General features: G+C 34.0%; 15 protein-coding genes. 9 read left to right on the plus strand and 6 right to left on the minus strand.

Going from position 1 to position 18,163, the window contains the following annotated elements; genetic code table 11:
• Nucleotides 1-19 precede the first annotated feature (19 nt).
• The 4 genes from ACKTTV_RS05450 (at nucleotide 20) to ACKTTV_RS05465 (ending at nucleotide 4,663) form a co-directional block, all read left to right on the plus strand.
• Nucleotides 20-1,630 carry an eCIS core domain-containing protein gene (locus tag ACKTTV_RS05450; protein WP_408029810.1) on the plus strand — a complete coding sequence of 537 codons (1,611 nt, stop codon included), beginning with the start codon at nucleotides 20-22 and terminating at the stop codon, nucleotides 1,628-1,630.
• Between the two features lie 223 nt (nucleotides 1,631-1,853).
• On the plus strand, nucleotides 1,854-2,834 hold the full coding sequence (locus ACKTTV_RS05455; protein ID WP_408029811.1) for a hypothetical protein: 981 nt from the start codon (nucleotides 1,854-1,856) through the stop codon (nucleotides 2,832-2,834).
• A 270-nt stretch (nucleotides 2,835-3,104) separates the two neighbouring features.
• The gene (locus tag ACKTTV_RS05460; RefSeq protein WP_408029812.1) at nucleotides 3,105-3,599 is read left to right on the plus strand and encodes a cupin domain-containing protein; all 495 of its coding nucleotides are present in this window, start codon (nucleotides 3,105-3,107) and stop codon (nucleotides 3,597-3,599) included.
• Nucleotides 3,600-3,616: 17 nt separating this feature from the next.
• Complete coding sequence (locus ACKTTV_RS05465) at nucleotides 3,617-4,663, plus strand: hypothetical protein (RefSeq protein WP_408029813.1); 1,047 nt, start codon at nucleotides 3,617-3,619, stop codon at nucleotides 4,661-4,663.
• A 46-nt stretch (nucleotides 4,664-4,709) separates the two neighbouring features.
• Here ACKTTV_RS05465 and ACKTTV_RS05470 read toward each other — a convergent pair whose 3' ends face one another.
• The 3 genes from ACKTTV_RS05470 to ACKTTV_RS05480 all read right to left on the minus strand — a co-directional run bounded on the left by ACKTTV_RS05470 (nucleotide 4,710) and on the right by ACKTTV_RS05480 (nucleotide 9,567).
• Nucleotides 4,710-5,207, minus strand: coding sequence for a hypothetical protein (locus ACKTTV_RS05470; RefSeq protein WP_408029814.1), 498 nt, complete (start codon nucleotides 5,205-5,207; stop codon nucleotides 4,710-4,712).
• 51 nt (nucleotides 5,208-5,258) lie between these two features.
• Nucleotides 5,259-6,122 carry an RluA family pseudouridine synthase gene (locus ACKTTV_RS05475; protein ID WP_408029815.1) on the minus strand — a complete coding sequence of 288 codons (864 nt, stop codon included), beginning with the start codon at nucleotides 6,120-6,122 and terminating at the stop codon, nucleotides 5,259-5,261.
• 157 nt (nucleotides 6,123-6,279) lie between these two features.
• Complete coding sequence (locus ACKTTV_RS05480) at nucleotides 6,280-9,567, minus strand: S41 family peptidase (protein ID WP_408029816.1); 3,288 nt, start codon at nucleotides 9,565-9,567, stop codon at nucleotides 6,280-6,282.
• 188 nt (nucleotides 9,568-9,755) lie between these two features.
• On the opposite strand from ACKTTV_RS05480, the gene ACKTTV_RS05485 reads away from it, so the two are divergent.
• Entirely contained in the window at nucleotides 9,756-10,295 is a 540-nt protein-coding gene (locus ACKTTV_RS05485; protein WP_408029817.1) for an HD domain-containing protein, read from the plus strand.
• Between the two features lie 36 nt (nucleotides 10,296-10,331).
• On the opposite strand, the gene ACKTTV_RS05490 is transcribed toward ACKTTV_RS05485, so the two are convergent.
• The 3 genes from ACKTTV_RS05490 to ACKTTV_RS05500 are packed head-to-tail and all read right to left on the minus strand — an operon-like array spanning nucleotide 10,332 to nucleotide 14,022.
• On the minus strand, nucleotides 10,332-12,116 hold the full coding sequence (locus ACKTTV_RS05490; RefSeq protein ID WP_408029818.1) for an aminopeptidase P family protein: 1,785 nt from the start codon (nucleotides 12,114-12,116) through the stop codon (nucleotides 10,332-10,334).
• Between the two features lie 10 nt (nucleotides 12,117-12,126).
• Nucleotides 12,127-13,041, minus strand: a complete 915-nt coding sequence (locus ACKTTV_RS05495) for a 3-hydroxybutyryl-CoA dehydrogenase (protein WP_408029990.1) — start codon at nucleotides 13,039-13,041, stop codon at nucleotides 12,127-12,129.
• 15 nt (nucleotides 13,042-13,056) lie between these two features.
• Nucleotides 13,057-14,022 carry a Gfo/Idh/MocA family protein gene (locus ACKTTV_RS05500; protein ID WP_408029819.1) on the minus strand — a complete coding sequence of 322 codons (966 nt, stop codon included), beginning with the start codon at nucleotides 14,020-14,022 and terminating at the stop codon, nucleotides 13,057-13,059.
• Nucleotides 14,023-14,206: 184 nt separating this feature from the next.
• Here ACKTTV_RS05500 and ACKTTV_RS05505 point away from each other — a divergent pair, with 184 nt between their 5' ends.
• The 4 genes from ACKTTV_RS05505 (at nucleotide 14,207) to ACKTTV_RS05520 (ending at nucleotide 18,163) form a co-directional block, all read left to right on the plus strand.
• A complete protein-coding gene (locus ACKTTV_RS05505) occupies nucleotides 14,207-14,848 on the plus strand; it encodes a protein-L-isoaspartate(D-aspartate) O-methyltransferase (RefSeq protein WP_408029820.1) in 642 nt (213 codons plus the stop codon).
• A 269-nt stretch (nucleotides 14,849-15,117) separates the two neighbouring features.
• Nucleotides 15,118-15,948, plus strand: a complete 831-nt coding sequence (locus tag ACKTTV_RS05510) for a hypothetical protein (RefSeq protein WP_408029821.1) — start codon at nucleotides 15,118-15,120, stop codon at nucleotides 15,946-15,948.
• Nucleotides 15,949-15,971: 23 nt separating this feature from the next.
• Complete coding sequence (locus ACKTTV_RS05515; protein ID WP_408029822.1) at nucleotides 15,972-17,240, plus strand: hypothetical protein; 1,269 nt, start codon at nucleotides 15,972-15,974, stop codon at nucleotides 17,238-17,240.
• On the plus strand, nucleotides 17,237-18,163 hold the full coding sequence (locus ACKTTV_RS05520) for a glycosyltransferase family 2 protein (protein ID WP_408029823.1): 927 nt from the start codon (nucleotides 17,237-17,239) through the stop codon (nucleotides 18,161-18,163). The genes ACKTTV_RS05515 and ACKTTV_RS05520 overlap by 4 nt, the downstream gene beginning before the upstream one ends.

The raw sequence follows: 18,163 nt of genomic DNA on the forward strand, positions 1-18,163 counted from the left end.
TAAGCATTACGAATAGATTATGGAATACCTCAATAAAAAGAAGAATAAACAGCTACATATAACTCAAAGAGTAGCAAAAAAAGGAGTAATACTTCAAGATAATAGAGAACATAAAACTATTCAAAGAAAACCAAATAATACTGGCTTACCTGATAATTTGAAGTCGGGAATTGAACATTTATCTGGTCATTCTATGGATGATGTTAAAGTTCATTATAATTCGAATAAACCGGCTCAATTAAATGCACATGCATATGCTCAAGGAACAAATATTCATTTGGCATCAGGACAAGAAAAACACCTGCCACATGAAGCATGGCATGTAGTTCAACAAAAACAAGGAAGAGTGCAGCCGACCACTTCATTGAATGGTACTAATATTAACGATAATGCAGGTTTAGAAAAAGAAGCGGATGTAATGGGAAGTAAGGCTATTCAGATGAAGATCAACAATTCCTTTTCTGACGAAAAAAAGGCTCAAGGTGTTAACGAACCCGTTGTCCAAAAAGTAACCAAACCAACAGCGGCTGTTTTAGGTGGAGTATTAGGAGGAGCGATTGGAATGGTTGGAGGTCCTGTTGGTGCAGGAATAGGCGCTTGGGCTGGAGCGGGAATAGGAGCTATTGCTGGTATTGGGGTAGGCGCCTTATTAGGAGGAAATGCACCGAATCAACAAAATAATGTAAATCAAGGTAATCAAAACGCTCAACAAAACCAACAGCAGGTCCCTCCTGTTCAACAGCCAATTGTTCCAGCTCCAGCACCAGCTCCAGTAAATTTAAGACCTCAAATTAATGCTGATATGCAACAAGTTACTAATGTAAGGGTACAAATAAGAGCGTTATTGCCAAATGGTTTTTGGGGATATCAACATAACGAATCACACATCCAAGATCAAATAGATACGATGAATGGATACTTAAATCATAATAATGTAAATGTTATACAAAATGATCAAATGGCTTTACAAAGAGCGAATCAGTTAAGACTAGATTCCGCAGCTACGCTTCAATGGTTGCAGCAAAATCATACTAAAGTAAGTTTTATTGTCGAGCTATATAATTCTTATGCTCCTTTGCCAGCAGGTATCCCTACTTTACAACATGTATGGCAAAGCGTATTAGGAGCTAATCGCCCAAATAATAATCAATTTCAACAATACAATACAACTATAAAGCAAGTGTTTACGACACATGCAAAGACTGGTTTTAATGGTGCAGCAAACAAAGATGTAAGATTTATTCATTTGATGAAAATGGGAGGGATATCGGTAGGAACGAAAGGGAAAGGAAAAGGAATTCATGGTATTTATGAATCTGAATTTGATGCAAGAAAAGGAGCTTTTGGGGCAGAATGGGAAGTTAATGGCTTGGATGGATGGGTACTTCATGGGCATGGAAGAATTCATGAAGATCATAGAAGTTTTGATTTAAATAGAATGCATATCAAGAGATCTGATCAGGCAATGGCTCTTGGGGTTTCCACAGTTATTGATAATGACGATGTTAGAAATAGTGTTATAAACAGTTCCAAGGGACACTTAAGTAAAATGGCGAAGAATAAATACTACAAGCATATTTTCGATATAAATAAATCAAAAATAAGAGAAAATAGAGGTACCATCTATTAAATAATGGTTTTCTCAATATCCTTGACTTTATAGTTTGAAAAGAATTAGTTCAATAAGACTTAAAGTTTTACAATATACATACCTACCCAATAAAGTTATAAACTTTATTCATTTGAGAGTATACTGTTTTGGAAATTGATAATTCTTAGATGGTATATTTCATGAGACCAATTGAACCATTGGCTAGATTTACACCATTGATGTTGAATAAAAAAGAGAGACTTTGAACACATACTTTGAAAAGAAAACATTCACTAACAAAATACCTAGACTATCGGTAGCTCGGTATGTGACTCAGTTAAAAAATACTAGGAATCCAGATGGATATTTAATTGATAACCGACAAAAAAAACATAAAAGTAATTTTCATAAAAAATCCGCTACAAATTTATCTGTAAATAACATTGTTCAGCGTAGAATAAATTATGGTTCTACATCTCAGGCATTAAATGGAGGACATTCAATTAACAGTAAAGTCGGAGTAATTCAGGCTTTGTCGAATCGATGGCCTCATCTGAACCAACAAAGAATCAAAGATATAGTGAACATTATGGAAGGTCAAGGAGGGCTATGGTCCATGGCTCAAATTCATGATTATTTTAAACAATTGGTTGTAAAAGAATCGGCCGTTCCAACAAGTGGAAAAGGGAGACCCCCAACGTTATTTACCTATACTCATACTGCTTCTGGTAATGAAATTAGTGGATATGGTATTCCCCAGGGGCCTCACACATTGGGGTATTCAGCTATTAAAGAGGCATTATATGTTGGACATGGCGGAAGAATGACTTTAGATAGATTTAATAGCCAAATTAGTACACCAGTTAATTGGTGGGCCAGTGTGCAATCCGAGCTTTCCCAATCGCAGTTAGGAGATGAAGAACTCATGGCTCGCCTTAAAAAAGCACAATTAAGCTATAATAATTATTATAATGAAGCAACTTTGATTTGGGGAAATGTTAGTAAAATGAATCAAAAACAAAAAGAACATGCCTTGGCTAGAATCAAACTTCTTATGGAACATATGATGCAGCTTGATCCCTATGCTACCTATGCTTGGGCAAATAAAGATTCTACTCCAAATGTTGATGGAAAAGGAGAGAACACTAATATAAATGATGAAAAAAATGTTGATAGAGGAGGTGTTTTCAAAAATCCTGATGAGTTAGAAGGTTATATTGCTAAGAGAAGACAATTGGTTTAAATCAAAACCAAAACCAAAAGTTTGTATTATAATGTACTAATCAATAAAGTTACAAACTTCACTCATTTGGTATTGTACAGTTTTTACAAATAGACAATATGTTGTTGAATTATCTCCAGACCTGTTACCCAGTAACAAATACTTCATATTTTAAGAAGTTGTTTTTAATGATTACACTTATACCTTAAATTTTAACACTCATTACTATTATTTATTTAGATAAAAGGTTAATAACTAACTTATACGTAATTAACCTTAAAATAAATTATTATGGCAACCTTAACTAAGTCCCCATTTGTAAGTGAACTTTCATCAAAAAGCTTATCGACAACTAGTTTTCCTGATTTACCAAAACTGCAAGACGGATTACCAGCGGGAATGCAGCGAATTATTATTCCGTCAGGACATTTATTAACACCTCATTTACATCCAGATACCAATGAAACAACCATTTGTTTGAGAGGATCGGGTGTCGTAGGGATTATACAACCAGATGTAACCAAAGAAAACCCAATAGGAACAAACATTATAGAATCCGATTTTAATGAAAATGAAGTAGTGTTTTTACCCCAAGGCTATCCTCACTATTTTAAAAATACCGGTTCAGAAGAAATGGAACTCTTATTAACGTTCGAAAATTATGATTTTAATATTATCACGATAGCTGATATTTTAGAAGACTTACCTACCAATGTTTTCGAAGCAGCTGACAAAAGTAAAAGTGAAGCAGGACGTTCTCCGATTATACCATACAACAGTAACTAAAAACTAAATTATTAAATATGGAACTAAAAGAAAAAACAGTTGATATACCTTCAGGTTGGGTAGGCGGATTTGCCGAATCTAACCCAGCGTTCGCATATCCTAATCCAGATTTGACTTCATTACCAATGCCTGACAATATGTTGAACATAAATAGACTTCAACGTCAACAAGCTGTGAAGTGGCCAGAGTTTAGTTGGGAAACACAACCTGATGAGAAAGACACGAAACGTTGTTATCAGATGTTTGCTCCTGATATTTCAAGAATAGGATATACCGATGAAGGCAGAGTTTTCTCAATTATTTGCCCGCAACAAGGTATTACGTCACCGTTATTAGGAACATTAAATGTTGAAGTCACCGTAACAGGAACTAGAGGCTGGGTAAATGAAGACAATAGAGAATTAGCAGCTGATATGGGAGTGATTGGTAAAGTATGGTTTAGTCCTCCAAAAGGGAAAGAAAGTTTTATCATAAAAGCCATTCAAAACCTAATTTGGAATAAATTGGAAGGAAGTCATTTTCCATTTCCTTTTGCAAAATCACAAGCAATTATGGTAACGACCCATAAAGTAGATTATCCAGAACAACCAGTATTTCCAGTGAGAAGAGGATTAAGTACTGGGTTTCCAATTCCTGATTTTGCCATGCATGAGAAAGAAGCTTGGACGGTTGGAAACTTAGGTGTACAAATTGGACCTATCGTAAAAACAGGGTATCCAGTTGTTGATGAATTTAATCAACTAATCATGGATATATTCAACCTAGGATCTGGTAACATGCTCTTGAAAGGAAATGTTCTTACTTGGAATGTTTGGTTTACTTCGCCAGAGTTAGTAGACCAAAATGAATGGGCGAGTCATGCATGGAGATGGAGGCAATCTATTGATGCAGATCACGGTTCTCCAGATGGGCCAGGAACGGAAGCGAGGTATTACGATGGATCACCTTTTAAAGTGGATTTAAAATCGATTCTAGAAGAAGAAAGAGGAAAGTTAATTCACTTCTTGAGGCATTTTGAAGGAGAAGAAAAAGATAAAATTCTATCTGCTATTAAAGACATTTAGAAGTATAATCAAATCAGAAGTTTTTTGAACTTCTGATTTGAATTTTTTATAATTTTCGTAAGTCGAATAAAGGCTTCTTAATAGGTGTCTCTTTCCTTTTAACGGGACTTGGAAATGTTAAATTTGTACTTGAATAATATGTCCCAAAGGTAAGGTTTGCCAGATATACCTGTGAAATAGCGTCTCGAATTTGATGCTCGCTAAGTTCCTTTAATGGGTGTGTGAAAACTGACCATAAAATATCTTCAGAAATAGCGTATTTTACATCTAACGCAGTATGAAAATTGGCAATCAATGAGTTTAGTAACAACTCTTCATTAAGTTGTTCTTTCCTGGCTATAGGTGAAATTATACGCATTCTATTTGCCTTTTCATCAGCAATACACATCATAAGTCTTTCTTTATAAGTAAATTTCCAAGTATTATTGGTTTTAAGAATAGTATCTGATTCAGAGGATATGATAGCGTCAAGTTTTTCTAACTTCATATTTTGCCCAACAGCGGAACCAATGCTGAAAATCAAAAAAAATAGAAAGTATTTCATAATTTAAAGTTTTCTATTGAGTCGTAAATAAGTAGGAAAACTAACAATCTGTTAAGGAAATATTCTCTCAAATTTTTTGGGTAGATTACTCGAGATGTTTATTGTTTTTGAAGTAAAAGGATGAATGAATTTAAGTGAAGAAGCATAAAGATAAAGTCCGTTTCCTTTTAAAATTAAACCTTCTAAATAATAATCTTTATCTCCTAGAATAGGAGAGTTTAAGCTAAATAAATGTTTACGAAGTTGATGTCTTCTTCCGGTACTCGGTTGAAGTTCCACTAAATTTAAATTACCGAAACGTTCAGAAGACACAGTTTTTAACACAGAAAACTTTGTCAAAGCAACCTTAGAATCAATAGGAGTGTTAATTTCTCCATTCTTAGGAAGATTACCGATTGAAATAGCGTGATACGTTTTTTGAATCAATTTTAATTCAAAAAGCCTATTCAATTCAATAATACTTGAAGTTGTTTTACCTATTAGTAAGAGTCCACTTGTTGGGTAATCCAAGCGATGTACTGGTCTTGGAATTGTTACATCACTCAGACTGCTCCTTTTTAGATTCTGAGGTAAGGCATTGTTAATCGTAGCAAAAGAGTTTCCGCTAACCAAAACACCTGCTGGCTTGTTTATGATAGCTAAATATTCATCTTCAAAAAGTATTTCTAATGTAATATCGAATTTCTTCTTTGAGGTGTTAATATCAGTTTCTCCTTCATAGAGCTCTATTTTCTCACTTCCTTTTATCAATAGGGCAGTAGATGCTTTTTCTCCATTGACAAAAACCAAGCCTTTTTTTATAGCTTTTTTTAATGCTGATTTAGTAGGAATCGTTTCAAAAATACCCACAGCATATTCCTGAATACGAATCGAGGTATTTTGTTTTTTAGAAATGTGAGTGGCTATGAGTTTCAAAAGTTAATTTAGAGTTAGAATAATAAAAAACGGATTGTTTATTCAAAATTAAACAATCCGTTTCTAAATACAATCAATAAAAGTTTTCTATTGATATTGTTTGATGTCATATCTTGATTTTAAATACCCAAGGGGTTTAAAACCTTTGAATGATTACCTAGTTATCATTTTTATAACCTGCTGGTCGTTTCCATCTTACTGGAGGGGCAGGTTCAGGCTTATATTTAAATTCTTTGTTTTTCAGAAGTCGAAGCGCTTCATTAATAGCCGCTTCTAATTGAGGATCGTTTCCTTTGTTTACTTCTTTCGGTGATTGAATAACCTCGATGTCGGGAGCAACACCTTCACCTTCAACTGCCCAATTTCCATCAACATCGAAGAAACCACCTCTTGGAGCAACCATTCTACCACCATCAATGAATCTGGGAGTATCCCAAGTACCAACTAAACCACCCCAAGTTCTTGTTCCTACTAGCGGCCCAAGCTTTTTCATTTTAAACATGTAAGGAAGTAAATCACCTCCCGATCCAGCTCTTTCATTAATAATCATAACTTTTGGTCCCCAAATTCCAGCCATTGGTGTGGTCCAGGGTTTTCTGTTATTTGCTTTACTGTTGAAGTACCCAAAAGGCTCTCTGGCCATGATATCAATCATATAATCAGCGGCACTTCCTCCACCGTTATTTCTTTCATCGACAACAACCCCTTTTTTATTTTGCTGAGAAAAATAGTATCTATTGAAAGAAGTGAATCCGCCACCACCAGTATTAGGTACATATACATAAGCTAATTTTCCATTCGACAGTTCGTCAACTTTTCTTCTATTACCTTCAATCCAGTCAATCGTTCTTAATCGACCTTCGTTTGAAACAGGTTTGATTAAGATGTCTTTAGCATCTTTTTCAGTAGGCTTAGAATTAACCTTGATGTAAATTTCTCTATTTGCAGTTTGTTCTAACAGTTGATAAGGATTCATATCGGCAGTTAAAGAAACTCCGTTAATTGCAATTAAATAATCACCTTCTTTAATATCTGTACCAGGAAGTCCTAAAGGAGCTTTGATAGAAGGATTCCAACGTTCTCCTTTATAGATTTTTGAAATCTTATAAAGTCCCTTGTCCTTTTCAAAATCACAACCTAACAATCCTACAGAAACTCTTTTAATATTAGGAGTATCCCCGCCATATACATATGAATGCCCGATAGCAACCTCTCCACTCATAATGTCAACTACATAGTTTAAATCTGTTCTATGTCTTACGTGATCAATCCAAGGAGAATACCATTTATAAACGTCATCCCAAGGCGCACCGTGTACATTATCTACATATAAGAAGTCTCTCATAAAACGCCATCCTTCTTTAAAAATTTGATGAGCTTCCGCTTTCGGATCCACCTTAATTTTAAAGTTGGTTTTTACCGTACCTTTCCCAGGTTTAATTGGAGATTTGCTAGAAGCAATGCCCCAATTTCCTTTTTTATAAAATAAAATAGAGTTTAAATCATGCGATATTGCTAAAGAGTTAATGTCTTTTCCAAATTCCGTTGCTTTTTGTTTGGTAACATCGTAACTATGAACAATTGAAGATCGAGATTCATCACTGTACTCTGTGATAAACACTTTATCTTTTGGTCCTTTTAATAAAGAAACATAGTTCTTAGCAGGTAATTTTAAAGGAACAACACGGTTTAAGATTCCTTTTTCATCGATAGTAACCTTAATCTTTTTAGCATCTTTATCCTTTTTGGAATCTTTGGCGTCTTTTTTATCTTTTTTCTTTTCCTTTTTATCCTTCTTCTTATCATCCTCTTTTTTCTCAATTTCTTCCTCATCGGTTTTTGGAAGGTTAGGAGCTTTGTCTTTTGAGTTTAATACGATAGCATATAAACTGCGAGTTACAGACGGATCGTAAGAACTCATATCCAACCACCCTGAAGTCAATCCATAATTGGTACTTGCCAATGTGTAGATATATTTTCCAGAGGCATCCCAAACAGGGCTGATAGCATCTGCCATTGGATCGGTAAGTTGAATCGTTTTTTTCGAGCTAACCTGATATGCAAAAATCGACTTAAAATGGTTTTCATTCTGTTTTGCATACACAATCCAATCGCTATCAGGAGACCATTTTGGATGCATGGTTCTGTTTGGATGTGCGTAATTGTCAGTCGCAACTATTTCAGATTTTTTCGTTTCAAGGTTTACAATCCAAATATTGAAATGAGTATCAGTAAACGCTAAATATTTTCCATCAGGTGACCAATCAGGTGTAAAATAAAATGTAGGGTTTGGTAGTGAAATATAGGATACATTGTTACCGTTTTGATCGGCAATAGCTAATTGATATTCTCCACTTTTATCGGAAAACCAGGCCAGTTTATCTCCTTTTGGAGACCAAACAGGATCACGATCCGCTACACCTGGCGTATTGGTAATATTTCTCCATGTTCCGTTTTCTTTAGGTGTAGTGAAAATCTCTCCTCTATATTCGAAAATAGCACGTTTTCCTTTAGGAGAAATATTGGCATTGCTTAGGTCTCTTCCCGAAACATCCATCCATCGGTCTCTAGAATAGTTTAAATCACCTTTTACATTAATAGTGATTTGTCTAGATTTCAATGTTGAAGGATCGATAAAATGTAAGTAACCACCTTGCTCATATACAATTACGTTTTCACTTGCATCTAAACTTTTAACATCGAATTTTTTGTGAAATGTTATTTGTTTCTCAGTGTTGGTATTAATATCATATGACCAGATATTACTTGTATAATCTCTTTCAGAAAGATAGTAAACTATACCATTGTGCCATACAGGATCAAGGTGTCTTTCCTTATCTTTTTGTGGGGTATAAGTTAAGTTATCGTTTTTCAGGTTTAAAATCCAGATAGGGTAGGCTTGACCGCCTCGGTAATTTCTCCATTCAGCATCCCAACTTGTAAAAGGAGTGTAGGCTAAGTATTTTCCATCTGGAGAAATTTCTCCATAAGCAGCTCTAGAGTCTTTTATTTTTTCTGGCATTCCACCGTCAACAGAAATCTTATAAAACTTGTTCGTTTGCGTTGGTCGCGATTCTCTTGAAGATCTGAATACTATTTTATTATCAGGTGTCCAGCCTTGAACAAAGTCGCCACTTGGGTGGTAAGTTAACCTTTTCGGTTCACCGCCATCGGCAGGAATAACAAATACGTCAGTATTCCCATCGTACTGAGCGGTAAAGGCAATCATTTTACCATCATTAGAAAAATGAGGATTAAATTCATAACCTGTATCGCTTGTTAAGCGAATGGCATCGCCTCCATTTAAAGGAACTTTCCATAAATCGTTAGCGTATACAAAAACAATATCCGTTTTTGAAACAGTAGGTTGTCTAAGAAGCCTTGTGCCTTGTGAGAAAGCAAAAGAACTCATAAAAAGACAAGCCATAGCAATAGCTTTTTTCATGTTTAAATTAGTTTATAAGGTATAATAACCAAAGCTAATTAATAAGATTTTAACAACTAGTGAAAAATATGTTAAAGAAAATCAAGGGTTTGCTTTTGTCATATTGAAAGTAGATGGACATAGAAGAAACGAAAGCGGATTTTAGTTTCAATTTAAAAGAGTAACTTTATCGGATAAATTATAAAACTATGACACAAGAAATTTATCAAAAGGCTATGAAGTTTGCTGGTGAAAAACACAGTGAGCAAAAAGTCCCAGGAAGTCAAGCCAATTATTTGTTACATATATCGAATGTAGCCATGGAAGTGCTAACCTCGTATTGTCATGAAAAGGTATTTGATATTGATTTCGCTATTCAATTGGCAATTTTACATGATACGATTGAAGATACTTCGGCTACTTATGAGGAAATACAACAAGAGTTTGGAAGAAATGTTGCTCAAGGGGTATTGGCATTGACAAAAAATAATGAACTGCCTTCAAAAAGAGAAAGTATGCTCGATAGTTTGGATAGAATAAATAAGCTATCTAAAGAAGTGGGATTGGTGAAATTAGCGGATAGAATCACTAATTTACAAACACCTCCGAGTTATTGGGATTCTGTAAAGATTAAAGCGTATCAAGAAGAAGCAAAACTTATTGCTGAAAAATTACAGGATAAAAATAAATATCTACATGATCGTTTATTGAAAAAGATTGAAGAGTATAATAAATACTTAAACAAATAAAAAACCTAGCTACAGAGCTAGGTTTTTTATTTGTTTTTAAATGGCTTTACATTTTTGTTGTAACCATTGTTTTTCATCCTCATTTAACAAAGGAGAGAGTTTATCAAATACTAACTGGTGATAGTTGTTTAACCAGTCTTTTTCATTATTGCTTAGTTCTTCAATATTGATCAACTGCGTATCGATATAGCAAAGTGTTAAAGCTTCAAACCCTAAAAACGTTCCGAAATCTGTTGTATTTACCTCTTTTGACAATACTATGTTTTCGGTTCTAATACCAAATTCATTTGCAACATAACATCCTGGTTCAATAGTAGTCAATTGATTTGGTAAGTGGGGAGTCGTACCACGTTCTGTAGTTGGTCCAGTAGTAAATCCTTGAGCAGGTTCATGAACCATTCCAAAACTACCAATTCCATGTCCAGTGCCATGAGGATAGTTTAGTCCTTTTTTCCACAGGTGAACTCTGGCAAAGGCATCAATTTGAGCGCCTGTAGTTCCTTCTGGAAATTGTAATTGATCTAATTCAATATATCCTTTTAAAACACCTGTGTAAGCTGTTTTTACTTTCTCACTTGGAGTTCCCCCCAACCAAACAGTTCGAGTAATATCCGTAGTACCATCTTTGTACTGGGCACCACTATCAACTAACAAAATTCCTTCATTTGAAACTTCAGCAGAGTTTTCTTCAGGAGCCTTATAATGGATGATTGCACCATTTCCTTTATATCCAACAATTGCCGGGAAAGACTCTCCTGTATAGTATTCTTGCTGTTGTCTGAAACTATCTAGTTTTCTTCCTATTTTATATTCAGAAATGGTTTTAGTCGCCAATTCTTTTTCTAACCATATGAAGAACTTTGTTAGCGCAACTCCATCCTTGATCATACAGTTTCTAGAACCTGCAATTTCCACTTCATTTTTAACTGCTTTTAGTTGTTTTACCAAAGAGTTTTGATAAATAAACTTGCCATTAACGGCTTCAAAGCAGGCGTAGTTTAAACTTGAAGCATCAGTAACAATTCTTTTACCAGATGTTATTTCTGGAAGTATGGTTGCAATTGAATCGTAATCTTTAATGCTAATATTTAGTTTTTCGAAAACGGCAATTACATTCTCAGAGAAACGATTGGTATTACAGAATAAAATGGTTTGCTCAATACCTACAAGAGCATATGATGTAACCAATGGTGTAAAATCAACATCACGAGAGCGAATATTAAATAACCAAGCTATTTCATCTAAAGAAGAGAATAAGTAAAAATTAGCTTCTTGATTTTGAATTTCAGTTTGAACTTTTGCTAGTTTCGAAGCTGTAGTTTCTCCTGAAAATTCTAAAGGGTGAACCGAGACTTCAAAGTTTGGTAAATTGGGTCTGTTGGTCCATATTTCTTTAGCGAAATGAGGTTTATTTTGTAGTTTTATACTCTTAGGAGTTGTAAAGCTTAGAATATAATCGATTTGTGATTTTGAAAATTGTCTATAATCTACCCCAATAGTCGCATCTTTTTCCAATGAATCGCATAACCAAGCTACATGCTCTGGAGCATGCGGTATTGATTGTTTGTAAAGTGATACTTCCGAATCTTTACATTCATCTTCAAACTGCAAAAAATAACGCGAATCTGTCCATAAAGCAGCAACGTCTTGTGTTACGACTAAAATTCCAGCTGATCCCGTGAAACCAGAAAAATAGGCTCTTAATTTCCAATGATCCGCTACATATTCCGACTGATGTGGGTCAGTTGAGGGTATAATAAAGGCATCTAAATTTTTAGATGCCATATAATTTCTTAGTGCTTGTAATCTTTCAGCAATCATGTAGTATGTATTAAGAAAACATTTTAGCTACTTTCTCTGCTTTTCTACTTTCGCTGTAGTCGTAAAAACCTTCACCAGATTTAACTCCTAATTTTCCAGCCATTACCATATTTACTAATAACGGACATGGAGCGTATTTAGGATTTTTAAATCCGTCGTACATTACATTTAAGATTGATAAACATACGTCTAATCCAATGAAGTCTGCTAATTGTAAAGGTCCCATAGGGTGTGCCATTCCTAATTTCATTACAGTATCTATTTCAGCAACACCAGCAACACCATTGTATAATGTTTCAATAGATTCATTGATCATAGGCATTAAAATACGGTTTGCAACAAAACCAGGATAGTCATTTACTTCAACAGGTACTTTGTTAATTTTCTTAGTTAAATCAACAATAGTTTCCATTACTTCGTCAGTAGTATTATAACCTCTAATAATTTCTACTAACTTCATAATTGGCACAGGGTTCATAAAGTGCATTCCAATTACCTTTTCAGGTCTATTGGTAGCCGCGGCAATTTGCGTAATAGAAATAGATGAGGTGTTGGTAGCTAAAATGGTGTTTTCGTCTGAAAATGCATCAATATCTTTAAAGATTTTCAATTTCAAATCAACGTTTTCAGTAGCAGCCTCAACAACTAACTCAACATTTTTAACTCCATCTTTTAATTCGGTGAAAGTAGTAATGTTGTTTAGAGTATCGTTTTTATCATTTTCTGTAATTTTTTCTTTAGCAAGCATTCTATCCAAATTCTTGGTAATAGTTGCTAAACCTCTATCTAAAGCAGCTTGAGAAATATCAATTAAGTGTACATTGTATCCAAATTGTGCAAAAGTATGAGCAATTCCATTTCCCATAGTTCCTGCTCCAATTACAGCTATATTTTTCATGTGTTTGTTCGTTTGTTTATATTGAATATTTAGTTTGTCTGTTTAGTTGTCAAAACAATCTATTATTTGCTGAGCAACTCTTAAGGCTTCAGTACCTTGAGTAAGCGATACAATTGGTGTGGTATCATTTTGAATAGCATCAGCAAAAGATTCTAGTTCGTCGAGAATAGCGTTGTTTTGAACAATTTTAGGATTGTCAAAGTAAATCTGCTTTTTAACACCTTCGGCATTTTGTAAGATCATGGCAAATTCATCTGGTTTTTCAGGGGCATCTTTCATTTTTACAACCTCAGATTTTTTTGTTAAGAAATCAACAGAGATGTAAGCATCCTTTTGAAAGAAGCGAGATTTACGCATGTTTTTCATGGAAATTCTACTCGCTGTTAAATTAGCGACACACCCATTTTCAAATTCGATTCTTGCGTTGGCAATATCGGGAGTTTCAGAAATTACTGAAACACCACTAGCATTAATGTTTTTTACTTTCGATTTAACGACTGATAAAATAATATCGATATCGTGAATCATTAAATCCAAAACCACAGGTACATCAGTACCACGAGGATTGAATTCAGCTAATCGATGTGTTTCGATAAACATTGGAGTTCCGATCATGTCTTGCACTGCTGTAAACGCAGGATTAAAACGCTCAACATGTCCTACTTGTCCGCGGATGTGATTTTGACTAGCCAAGGTTCTAATTGCTTCGGCTTCCTGTAAGGTATTGGTGATAGGTTTTTCAATGAATATATGCTTTCCTTTTTCAATGGCTTGTTTAGCGCATTCAAAATGAGAAAGAGTTGGAGTAACAATATCAACAACATCCACGGCATCAATAAGTTCATCGACCGAGTTGAACAAGGTATATCCGAACTCTTTTGCTACTTTTTCAGCATTTTCAGTAAAAGGGTCGTAAAAACCAACCAATTCGTACCTTTCTGATTGTTGTAATAAACGCAGGTGTATCTTACCTAAATGTCCTGCTCCTAAAACTCCAGCTTTTAACATGTTTAATTTTCGTTTTAATTTTGAAGAAACCTAAAATTATTTTTTCGCAAAAAGAATTTAAAGTTGAATCCTCGTAATGAAAGTGTTATTCTCTAGTTAATGATTTTGTTAAAATCAACGCTAACAAAGATACACTTTTAAACATATTTATTCCTATTTTTGGCCTACCGAAATTGGCAAATTCGTGAGAGACACTACTAAACATCAAGGACTGAGAAATCAATTAGCGGCAACGCTAGAAGCAAAGGGGATTTTTGACACTAAAGTATTAAATGCTGTTAGAAAAATTCCACGCCATTTATTTATAGATAGTAGTTTCGAAGAACACGCGTATCAGGATAAAGCATTTCCAATAGCGGCTGATCAAACCATTTCTCATCCATATACGGTAGCCTTTCAATCACAAGTATTAGAAGTACAAGAAGGTGACAAAATTCTTGAAATAGGAACAGGTTCGGGGTATCAAACGGCTGTTTTATTGGAATTAAAAGCAGATGTGTACTCGATTGAACGTCAACATGAATTGTTCAAGAAGACTTCTAATTTCCTTCCCAAATTAGGGTATCGACCGAAGCGCTTTATTTTTGGAGATGGATATAAAGGATTGCCTGTGCAAGCTCCTTTTGATAAAATTATTGTTACTGCTGGTGCTCCTTTTGTTCCAAAAGCTTTATTAGCACAAATAAAAGTTGGAGGTAGGTTGTTAATTCCTGTGGGTGAAGGAGAGCAAGTAATGACCTTGTTTATTAGAAAATCACCTAAAGAGTTTGAAAAGCACGAGCTCGGTGATTTTCGATTTGTTCCTATGTTAAAGGAGAAGAATTAGATTCATCTGTTTTTTCAGTTTGATACTATCTTTCTACCAAAACTATTCTTATTCTAATTTGTAATTGAATATTGGTAAAACATTCTATGGATTTACTTTATTAAGGGTGAATAACTCTTTATAATCTATCTCATTCTTTAATCTACGACTTTTAGGGTCGAATATTAAACTCTCATGGTCTTTTTTATTATTTCAGCTAAATAAAACGGCAATTTTGACACAAAGATTCAGCCAAAGAAAGAAGCTAATATTAATAAAAACTATAACTTATGAAGAATTTAATATCGATAATTACTCCGGTAATAGATCAAATGCAAGAAAGTCATTTAAAATCTCAATTACTACGTTACTTTCCTTTACAGACGAATGAGTTTGCAACCATTGAAAATTCGTTTAAAAGTTTAACCTCACAAAAGCAGTCAAAAGAAACGTTAAACTTATTTTTTAAAAGTTGGAGTCAAACCAATAATAGCGCTATGACAGTTGCAGGTTTAAGCAATAGAATGACAATGTTGATTCATAAAAATAAGCCAGTGGTAAGCGAGCATGATTTATTCAAAGCTGTTGCAAGTTTAAATAGAATCGTTGATGAAGACCTTGCCGTTATTGGTCGTATTTTACACTCCGAAATGTTTTATACAATGGCAACGAATATTGCGGGAGATGATACATGGCTTTCAAAACAATATTTAAGTGCAGAAGCAAAAACGTTTAAAGCCTGGAAAGATAAAAATTCATTAAGAGATAAGGATATAATGATTGGTTTATTAACCACACTTGTGCATGAAATTTACACACATGGAGAGGTCGAATATATCATTCCTAAGTTTAATGCTTGGTTAAAAGAAGAAGGTACTTATACTGATGATGAAATTGAAAAATCATTGGCATGGATTCAGGTACATTGTGGTGCTACTGAAAAAGATCATTTTTTCCATGCCGTAGATGCTGTTAACTCGTATGCTAAAGCACAGAACATTGATGTTACTACCTATAATTTGGAAGAAATAGTAACTACATATTTAAAGTTAAAGGCAGAGGTTATGGGCGTTTTAGATGAGCAAATAGCTAAAGCTAATGAGTTAGTCGTGGAGGCATAATTTGATTTTTAACAAACGATTAAATGCAAGAGGTTAAAAAATCAAATGGAATATTGATGAAGTATGCACTGTCGAAATCTAAGGTCGATTACGAATATTTAATACCCCAACTAGAGGAGTTCTTTGGAGGTGTTCCATTTGGAGGAAAAGATACTTTTTTAAATGTTCCTATGGAAGTTGCCAGTTTTCAAATCGAAGAGCTTGGCAGACTTGGTAAATTATTAAATGAAGCTATTGAGCAAATAGTTAATAATTATTTTAAGGATGAGAGAATTAGAAATGTTTACCAATTAGATGCAGAATTAGAGAGTATTTTAAAACAAACAATTGCTGTTCCGTATAAAGTTGGTATGTATCGTCCTGATTTTATTTTCGATAAAAAGGGGCATCCTAAAATTTGTGAAATTGGTTGTAGATATCCTATTAATGGGTGGATGTTTAGTTATTATACACGCTTAATTTTTGATAAACTTTCAGCTCAAAATTGTAAAAGATGGATGGATGAATATCAAAATAAATCGTTTATAAAAGTAATATCGGAAGATTTTGTAAAGGAGAAAACACTTTATTATGTCCATGAATTGGAAGGAGGAACAGAAGCTTATCAGTTTTTTAATGAACTTGTAAAACTTGGTTTTAGTGTTAAAGATATTTTACCAAAGGAGTTAAGCTTCAAAGATGGTAACCTATTAGTAAATAATGAGGTTGCAGAGCAGTTTGTCGTCGAAATGGATCGTGAAGAATTAAGGGGAATAAACCCCGAAGTTCGTCAAGGGCTAATAAATTCAAAGAAATGTTTGAATGATTTTAGAACTTTAATCTTGGTACATGATAAACGTGTGCTATCGGTTTTATTTGATGAAACCATAATGGAGGATTATATAGATACTGAGGATTATCATTTTTTAAAACGTTTTTTAATCCCTTCATTTGTTTTGGATTCGGAAGAAAAAAGAAGTCACTTCGGACAAACATCACAGAACTGTTTACTTAAAAAGAACAGTGGAGGTAGAGGTATCGGTATTTATGTTAAAAACGAATGTTCCTCAAAGATATGGAGTGAGATAATTTCAAATCAATGGAACGAATATATGCTTCAAGAATATGTGAATCAGCAGGTGTATAACATTGAAAGAAATGGAGTAGTAAAAAATGTAAATATGGTAGGAATGCTGTTGTGTTATAATGGTCAGTCATATGGACCTGGAATATTTAGAGGTTCAGCAAAAAGTGTTATCAATGTGCATAGTGGAGGATATATTTTACCAACTGTTATTTCAAAAGAATTATGAAGATATCCATAGTACTTCCTTTATACAATAAAGCTCCATTTATTCAAGAAACATTGCAGTCCGTTTTTAACCAAACAAAATTACCTTTTGAACTTATTATTGTAGATGATAAAAGCACTGATAATAGCCTCCATATTGCTAAAGATTTTATATCCTCAAATAAAAAACTGATAGAAAAAGTAAGGATCGAAATTATTGAGTTGGAAGAAAATGGAGGTGTAAGTGTAGCTAGAAATGTTGGTTTCGAACAGACTACAGGTGAAGCGGTTATTTTTTTAGATGGCGACGATTTATATACCAGTGATTTGTTGGAAATGGCAAATAACTTAATGACGAACCATGCTATTGACTTTTTAGTTATGGGTATTCAATTATTTCCTAGCAATACCTTTCTGCCAGATTTGAAGAAATTAAATCAAAAATTAACTCCAATTTTTGAAAATGCTTATAGAATGGAAGAACCTTTAAAAGTGGTTAGTTCTATGCATTTTTATATGGGGCTAGGGAGTAATGTAATAGCAAAGAAAAAATGGATGGAGTCGGTTAAGTTCTATGAGAAACGAAATTTTTATGAAGGTATTGATTACTGGTACAAAGTGTTGAAAAAAGTTTTACAGGAAAAGAAAGATTCCATAGGACTTTTAATGGGAAACCGAATACAAGTGCGAGAAGTCGTTGGAAGTGCATCACGTAAAAAGTTTAATACTTGGAATGAAATAGCCGAAGCCCCTTTATTAAATTCTTGGAAAGGAAGTAATAATAAGTATGATAAATTAATCATGGGAGTAGTAGGAAAACGCTGGTTACGATATTGTATTAAAAACCTGCAAACGATAAAACAGAAGTTAATTTTCATTTATAAATACAAACATCTTTTTAAAAATCAGCTGTATTCTTTTTTTTTAAGAACTTTCAGTAAATAA

Origin of the sequence: Tenacibaculum xiamenense (assembly GCF_964513065.1) — a bacterium.
Taxonomy (GTDB): domain Bacteria; phylum Bacteroidota; class Bacteroidia; order Flavobacteriales; family Flavobacteriaceae; genus Polaribacter; species Polaribacter xiamenense.